Origin of the sequence: Pseudomonas sp. UBA6562 (assembly GCF_002434265.1) — a bacterium.
Taxonomy (GTDB): Bacteria; Pseudomonadota; Gammaproteobacteria; order Pseudomonadales; family Pseudomonadaceae; genus Aquipseudomonas.
This window is the reverse complement of sequence record NZ_DJJS01000004.1, coordinates 202,393-209,617: the sequence shown is the minus strand read 5'-3', so window position 1 is coordinate 209,617 and position 7,225 is coordinate 202,393. Positions and strand designations below refer to the sequence as shown.

At 66.1% G+C, this 7,225-nt stretch carries 7 protein-coding genes; 3 read left to right on the top strand and 4 right to left on the bottom strand.

Annotated elements, in window-relative coordinates; all coding sequences use genetic code 11:
• Positions 1–41: 41 nt before the first annotated feature.
• From B4M43_RS05120 to B4M43_RS05110, 3 genes are all read left to right on the top strand, one after another.
• Complete coding sequence (locus B4M43_RS05120; protein WP_296264799.1) at positions 42–1,166, top strand: Fic family protein; 1,125 nt, start codon at positions 42–44, stop codon at positions 1,164–1,166.
• A gap of 87 nt (positions 1,167–1,253) precedes the next feature.
• Complete coding sequence (locus B4M43_RS05115) at positions 1,254–1,856, top strand: flavin reductase family protein (protein WP_296264796.1); 603 nt, start codon at positions 1,254–1,256, stop codon at positions 1,854–1,856.
• A gap of 75 nt (positions 1,857–1,931) precedes the next feature.
• A complete protein-coding gene (locus B4M43_RS05110; RefSeq protein WP_296264795.1) occupies positions 1,932–2,213 on the top strand; it encodes a hypothetical protein in 282 nt (93 codons plus the stop codon).
• A 101-nt stretch (positions 2,214–2,314) separates the two neighbouring features.
• Here the strand turns inward: B4M43_RS05110 and B4M43_RS05105 are convergent, their stop codons facing one another.
• The 4 genes from B4M43_RS05105 to B4M43_RS05090 form a co-directional block, all read right to left on the bottom strand.
• Positions 2,315–2,506: a hypothetical protein gene (locus tag B4M43_RS05105; RefSeq protein ID WP_296265332.1), complete on the bottom strand. Its 192-nt coding sequence runs from the start codon at positions 2,504–2,506 to the stop codon at positions 2,315–2,317.
• 107 nt (positions 2,507–2,613) lie between these two features.
• Positions 2,614–3,933: a TolC family outer membrane protein gene (locus B4M43_RS05100; RefSeq protein ID WP_296264794.1), complete on the bottom strand. Its 1,320-nt coding sequence runs from the start codon at positions 3,931–3,933 to the stop codon at positions 2,614–2,616.
• Positions 3,934–4,024: 91 nt separating this feature from the next.
• Positions 4,025–5,359, bottom strand: coding sequence for an HlyD family type I secretion periplasmic adaptor subunit (locus B4M43_RS05095; protein WP_296264792.1), 1,335 nt, complete (start codon positions 5,357–5,359; stop codon positions 4,025–4,027).
• A 7-nt stretch (positions 5,360–5,366) separates the two neighbouring features.
• Positions 5,367–7,088: a type I secretion system permease/ATPase gene (locus tag B4M43_RS05090; RefSeq protein ID WP_296264790.1), complete on the bottom strand. Its 1,722-nt coding sequence runs from the start codon at positions 7,086–7,088 to the stop codon at positions 5,367–5,369.
• Positions 7,089–7,225 lie beyond the last annotated feature (137 nt).

Sequence of the window (7,225 nt, the reverse complement as noted above, 5' to 3'; positions counted from 1 at the left end):
TAATACCTTTATTCGGCTCATACCCTTGAGGAGCATGATGCATGGGCGAACGAATATGGATTTGGCAGCAGCCTGAATGGCCCGATTTCCAATGGCGCGACGCTGACTTGGCTGTTTCGCTACGCCAATGTGTAGCAGCACAAGGCCAACTATTGGGCAAGCTGAGCGCTGTGGATGGCATGGACGACAAACAGGCCGTGCTCGACACGTTGCTGAGCAACATCGTGACGTCTTCGGCCATCGAAGGCGAGCAGTTGAACGTCGAATCCGTGCGCTCCTCTCTGGCAAAGCGTTTGGGCGTCGAAGAACCTGGCAGGGTATCGGCTCGCAGCGAAGGCGTGGCCCAACTCATGCTCGATGCCACCCAAGGGCGCGATGCGCCGCTGACCACGGCTCGACTGTTCACCTGGCACCGCTGGCTGTTCGCCGAAGAGGCCCAAGGATTGAGCCAGCCCATGCGCATCGGCGCACTGCGCGGCCACGCGCCCATGCAGGTAGTCTCCGGACGCCTGGACAGGCCTACCGTGCACTTCCAGGCCCCGCCACGTGAAGGCTTGGAGCAGGCGTTGGACGCGTTTCTCGACTGGTTCGCCCGCAGCCGTGGCGAGCCAGGGCTCGACCCGCTGCTGCGTGCCGGGATCGCCCATTTCTGGTTCGTGACCCTGCATCTGTTCGACGACGGCAACGGCCGCCTCACTCGCGCCCTGACCGACCTGGCGCTTGCGCAAGGTGACGGCCAGGCCATTCGCTTCTACACCATGGCTGCCAGCATTCTGGACGACCGCGCCGGTTACTACGCAGTGCTGGAAAGCAGCCAGAAAGACGGCTTGGACATCACCCCCTGGCTGAGCTGGTTTCTGGAGACGCTGTTGCGCAGCCTGCAACAGGCTTTGGCGCGCATCGACCGCGTGCTGGCCAAAGCTCGGTTCTGGCAGGCACATCGGGAAGAGGCGCTGTTGCCCGAACAGGTCAAAGTGCTCAATCGTTTGCTCGACGGAGGTGCCAAGGGATTCGAAGGCGGGATCAGCGCAGCGCAGTACCAGGCCGTAGCCAAAGTATCGAAGGCCACCGCTACACGCCATTTGGTCGACTTGCTCGACAAGGGCTGCCTTTTGCGCTTGCCAGGCGGAGGGCGCAACACGCGGTACCACGTCGCATTGCCTTAGAGGCAGCCTGCCTCCTCAAGCAGCACTTGCAGCCACGCCCAGCCTTGGCACACTAGGCAATCCCTCCCCCGCACAAGGCCGCACCCCATGCATTTCTACGAACCCGCCAAAGGCCACGGCCTGCCCCACGATCCGTTCAACGCCATCGTCGGGCCACGGCCCATCGGCTGGATCTCCTCGCAGGACGCGCAAGGTCGCCTGAACCTGGCGCCGTACAGCTTCTTCAACGCCTTCAACTACATTCCGCCAATCGTGGGTTTCTGCAGCGTCGGGCGCAAGGACAGCCTGAACAACATCGAGCAGACCGGCGAATTCGTCTGGAACCTGGCCACCAAACCCCTGGCCGAGGCCATGAACCAAAGCTGCGCGGCGGTGGCGGCCGATGTCGACGAGTTCCAATTGAGCGGGCTGACTCCGGCACCGTCGCGCATCATCCAGACGCCGCGCGTGGGCGAGAGCCCCGTGTCGTTCGAATGCAAGGTCACGCAGATCGTCCAGCTCAAGCGCGCCGATCAGGCGCTGGTGCCAAGCTGGTTGATCCTGGGCGAAGTGGTGGCCGTGCACATCGCCGAGCGTCTGCTCAAGGACGGCATCTACGACACGGCGGCGGGCGAGCCGATCCTGCGCGGCGGGGGCCCTGCGGACTACTTCGAACTGGGCAACCTGTTCAAGATGAGCCGGCCTTCCTGAAGTCTGCAAGCCCGGTAGCGAATGCGCAACGGCTCGACGTAGCCACTCGACCCCGACTCAGGAGACTCCCGTAGCATGATGCCCGACGATGAACTGAACGTTACCCAATGCGTCGCCGGACTGTCCGTGGCCAGCCTGATCGTGGCCTCGGTGGTCGCGCTCTGGTTTCTGAACACGCCGACATCATTTTTCGACCTCAGCCAGTACATGGCCTGTGTTGCCCTGTGGCTGGGCAACCTGATCTCGATGCTGCTGAACGCGGTCTTCTGGTTCATCCGGCGCTCGCCGCGATGGCTGCGCTGGGTGCTTGCCATTCAGGCTGGGCTGACCCTGGCCGGTCTGCTGTGGGTCGGCTGACGCCTCAGCGCTGGGTCTGCCAGGGGTCGGCCGACGCCTGGCCGCTGAGCCTGCCCCTGCAAGTGGGCGAGTGCCTGGTCGACGCGTAGCCGAGCGACCGGTTACCAGAACAGTTCGCCGTCCTCGGTCACACCTTGCAGCCGATCCAGCTCAGCGCTGGCAGCGGTGTCCGCGGCCACGGCACTGGTGAAATGCTGGCCGTCTAACACCTTGTGAAAGCGCGGCGCGCCGCCGCCGACCAGGTGCTTCACGGCAATGGCCGCCTGGTATCCGCCGCCTTCGACGGGGACCATGGCGGAAACGGCTTCGAACTGGGAAAAGACTCTACGGGCCACGACGGCGCTCCACTGCGTGCAAAGACGCCGATTGTACACCGGGCCCAGGCTTGCACGGATGCGCCTCAGAACAACGCCTGCACCTTCTCCAACTCGCGCCGGGTCATCTGCCCGGTGCGGGTGTGCAGGTTCACGTAGCTCTGCAACATCGCCAGCTTGGTGTCGAGCAAGTCGCGCTTGGCCGAGAACAGCCGTTGTTGGGCATCGAGGATGTCCACCGTGGAGCGCACGCCGGCGCCATACCCCTTCTGCGCCGAGGTCAACGCCGTTTCGCTGGAGCGCACGGCGGTGGCCAGAGCTTTGATCTTGTCGAAGCCGGCGACCACGCCCAGGTAATCCACTTCGACGTCTTCGCTCAACTGCTGTTGCTGGGCATCGAGGCTGGAGCGGGCGCTTTCCAGTGCGGCGCGGGCCTTCTCGGACGACGCCGTGACGCCGCCGCCCTGATACAGCGGAATGTCCAGCACCACGCCGACGTAATAGGTCGACTGGCGCTGGGACAGCTCGTTGATGTCGCTCTGGTCGATGCGCGCCACGCGCCCGCTCAAGGCCAGGGTCGGGTAATGCTGGGCCTTCTGCTGGCTCAGGTTGGCTTCGGCCAGGCTGATCGAGGCACGGCTGACGCCCAGCACCCCGGCGCCCTCGTCGGCCTTGGCCATCCAGTAGTCCAGGTCCTGCTCAGGGGCGAGCAACGCTGCCGCCGGAGCCTGCGTCTGCATCGCAGAAATTTCCGTGACGTCGATCCCGGAGCGCCCCGCCAGCCGGCGCAGGGCCGAGCGGTGCTGGGCCTGCAACTGGATTTCCTGGGCGCGCACCGAATCGAGCCGCGCTTGGGCCTCGGCCAGGTCGGTGACCGTGCCCTCCCCGGCATCGAACAAACGCTGGGACTGGGTGGCCAGGCCTTCGATGGCGGCCTTCTGTTGCGTGGTCAGGGCCAGTTCGTTTTCCACCTGGGCCAGGTCGAAATAGGCGCCCACCACACGGTCGAACAGCGCCTGGTCGGCGTTGTCGTGCTGCACCTCGCCCAGTCGGCCGCGGGCCTTGGCCTGTTCGTAGGCGGCCCAGCGCCCCTTGTCGTAGAGGGGCTGGGTCACGGTCAGGGCGACGCTGTCGGCAGCATATTGATCGTCCTGGCTATGGGCCGGCGATTGCCGTTCGAACTGCCCGCCATGGCCGTAACGGGCGTTGACGCCCACCTGCGGCAACAGTGCGCTGCGGCCGATGGCCCGCTCCTGGCGCGAGGCGTCGTAATCGTGGCCGGCCACCTGATAGGTGGCATCGTTGAGCCGTGAGGCGTCGTACAGCCCCAATAAAGAAAGCGGTGGCTCGGCGGCCAACGCCGGGGCGACGAGCAGGCTGAACAGTACGGTCAGGGGCAGACGCATGGTCAGGCTTCCTCAAGCGACAAGCGGGGCTCGGCGACGCACGTGGAGGCAGCGTACAGCCTAGGCAGGACGGTTTTGGACAGGCGCATGCTCACTCCTCCTTCAACGCGCCGGCCATGCGCTCGGCCACCGGCTGCATGAGGTAGCTGGCCAGGGTCCGCTCGCCGGTCTTGACCAGCACTTCGGCCTGCATGCCGGGTTTTATGTCCAGACCCAATTGCCGCAGCTCGATCACCGCCTGCGGGTTGACTGCCACCTCCACCGCGAAATAGGCCGAGCCGCTCTTCTCATCCACCAACTGGTCGGCCGACACGGTCGCCACCTGGCCGACGATCACCGGCGTGTGCACCCGCTGCAACGAGCCGAAACGCACATCGACCGGCAAGCCGGGTTTGAGGCGGTCGGCCATCATCGGCGGAAACTGCGCCTTGACCACCCAGCTCGAGCCCTGCGGCACGATGTCCAGCAGGCGCTGCCCCGGCTGGGCGATGCCGCCGACCGTGTGCACGGTCATGCCCATCACCTGGCCACCGACCGGGGCGGTGATCGAAGCGCTGTTGACGTCGAACTCCAGCGACTTGATCTGCTCGAGCAGGCTGGAGGTCTGCGCGCTGACCTGGGTCAGCTGGGTTTCGGCGTCGCTGCGAAACTGCTGGGTCTGCTGCAGGCCCTTGAGCTGGCTCTCGTTGATGCCCTGCTGGGTACGGCCGATGTCGGAAATGCTCGCCGCCAACTGCGCACCCAATTGCGCGGCGCTGCTTTCGGCCTCGAACAGGCGGTTGCGCGGCAAGTAGCCCTCGCGGGCCAGCTCGCGCATGCCTTGCAGCGACTGCTGCTGGAATTGCAGCTGGGCGGCGTGGTTGCGCTTGATCTCTTCGAAGCCCTTGAGCTGGTCGTTGAGCGAGGCGATCTCGTGCCGGCTGATCTGCATGCGGCTGGCCAGCTCGGCGCGGCGCGTGACGAACAGATGGCCCTGCAACTCCATGGCCGCTACCGCGCGCGGGTCGCCTGCGCGGGCCAGCAATGCCTCGGACCACTGGATCTGCGGCAGGTCGAGGCGCTCGGCCATCAGCCGATCCTCCACCGCACGGGCGCTGAGCCATTGGCCCAGGGCGACGTCGAGCTGCGAACGGGCTTGCACGCTGTTCAACTGCATCAGCACCTGGCCCTGCTCGACGCGATCGCCTTCGCGCACGAGAATGCTGTCGAGCATGCCGCCGGTGCGCGACTGCACCGTCTTGCGCTCGCCGGAGACCACCACCGTACCGCTGCCGACCACACCGCGGTCCAGGGGCGCCAGGCAGGCCCACGCCAGGAAACCGCCCAAGCCCAACAGCAGGCACCACACGCCGATACGGGCGATGCCGGCGGCGTCGGCGTCAGGGCGGTGGGCGATGGGCGACACGTCTTTGGCACTGGCTTGCATGGCGGCCTCAGGCTTGTTGGCTGGTGATTTCGACAGGCTTGCCGGTCGGCACCGGCACGAGCGTCTTGAGCACCTGGTCGCGCGGGCCGAACAGGTGCTGCACGCCGTCGCGCAGGAACAGCAGCTTGTCCACGGCGTTCAGAACGTTCGGCCGATGCGTCACCAGCACCACCGTGCAGCCGTCGGCCTTGAGCCGGCGCACGGCCTGCACCAGCGCCAGTTCGCCGGCATCGTCGAGGTTCGAGTTGGGTTCGTCGAGCACCACCAGCGCCGGTTTGCCGTACAGCGCACGGGCCAGGCCGATGCGCTGCTTCTGCCCACCGGACAGGCCCAGGCCACCGCTGCCGAGCGGCGTGTCGTAGCCATTGGGCAGTTGCAGGATCATGTCGTGGATACCGGCCAGTTGCGCGGCGGCGATGACCTGCTCGGCCTGCACCTCGCCGAAACGGGCGATGTTCTCGGCGATGCTGCCGTCGAACAGCTCGATGTCCTGGGGCAGATAGCCCAGGTGCGGGCCCAGGGCCTCGCGCGACCACTGGCCGATCTCGGCGCCGTCCAGGCGCACCGAGCCTTGCCGGGCCGGCCAGATGCCGACCATGGCCCGTGCCAGGGACGATTTGCCCGAGGCGCTGGGGCCGATGATGGCCAGCACTTCGCCCTTGGCCAAAGCGAAGGTCACACCGTTGATGGCCGGTTTCTGCTGGCCGGGCGGGGTCACCACCAGGCGTTCCAGGCTCAACGCACCGCTGGGCGGCGGCAACGGCATGCGCGTGCCGGCCTGGGGAAATTCGTCGAGCAGGCGGTTCAGGCGCAGGTAGCTGCTCTTGGCGTTGCCCATCTGCTTCCACGAACCGATCAGCGCCTCGGCCGGGGCCATGGCCCGGCCCAGCAGCACCGACACGGCGATCATCACCCCGGCGGAAATCTGGTTCTCGATCACCAGGATCGCGCCCAAGCCCAGGGCCAGCGACTGCCAGGTCATGCGCACGAAGCGCGACAGCGAGGCGATACGCGCGCTGCGGTCGCTGGCCCGCGCCTGCTCGACGATCATGCGCTGCTGGACGTTGAACCAACGCCGGCGCAGTGGCGCGAGCATCCCCAGGGCCTGGATCACCTCGGCATTGTGCAGCGTGCCGTTGACGTAGCTGGACGAAGCCACCGACAGGCGATTGGCTTCGGCCATGCTCTTGCGCGTGGCCAGCTCGTTCCACAGCGCCAAGGCGGCCAGGATCAGCGAGCCGATGACGGTGAACACGCCCAGCCAGGGGTGGAACAGAAACGTGGCGATCAGGTACAGCGGCAACCACGGCGCGTCGAACAGCGCGATCAGGCCCGGTCCGGTGACGAATTGGCGGATGCTGTTGAGGTCGCTGAGCACCTGCGCGGGGTTGGCGCTGTGCTCTTTCAGGCTGCGCTCGAAGGCGGCGTCGAACACCCGCTCGCCCAGGTGCGTGTCGAGCCCGGCGCTCATGCGGATCATCACCTGCCCGCGCACCCACTCCAGCACGCAGCTCAAGGCGAAGAAGCCGAGCAGGATCAGGCTCAGCATCAGCAGCGTGGTTTCGTTGCGGCTGGTCAGCACCCGGTCGAACACCTGCATCATGTAGATCGACGGCACCAGCATCAGCAGGTTGATCACCCCGCTGAACAGGGCCAGCACGCCGAACAGACGGCGGTAGCGCAGCAAGGCGGCATCGATTTCGCGGGAGGGATCGAGGAACAGGCGCATGGGAATCCGGCAGGTAGGCAGCGTTGGAGGTGACAAAGCAAAAACGGTGCCGAGCGACGTATGCGCCTGCCACTTCGTTCGCGAGGGCAGGCGCGGCTTGGCACACACGGGCTTCGTGACCAGTTCATCGGCCCTGC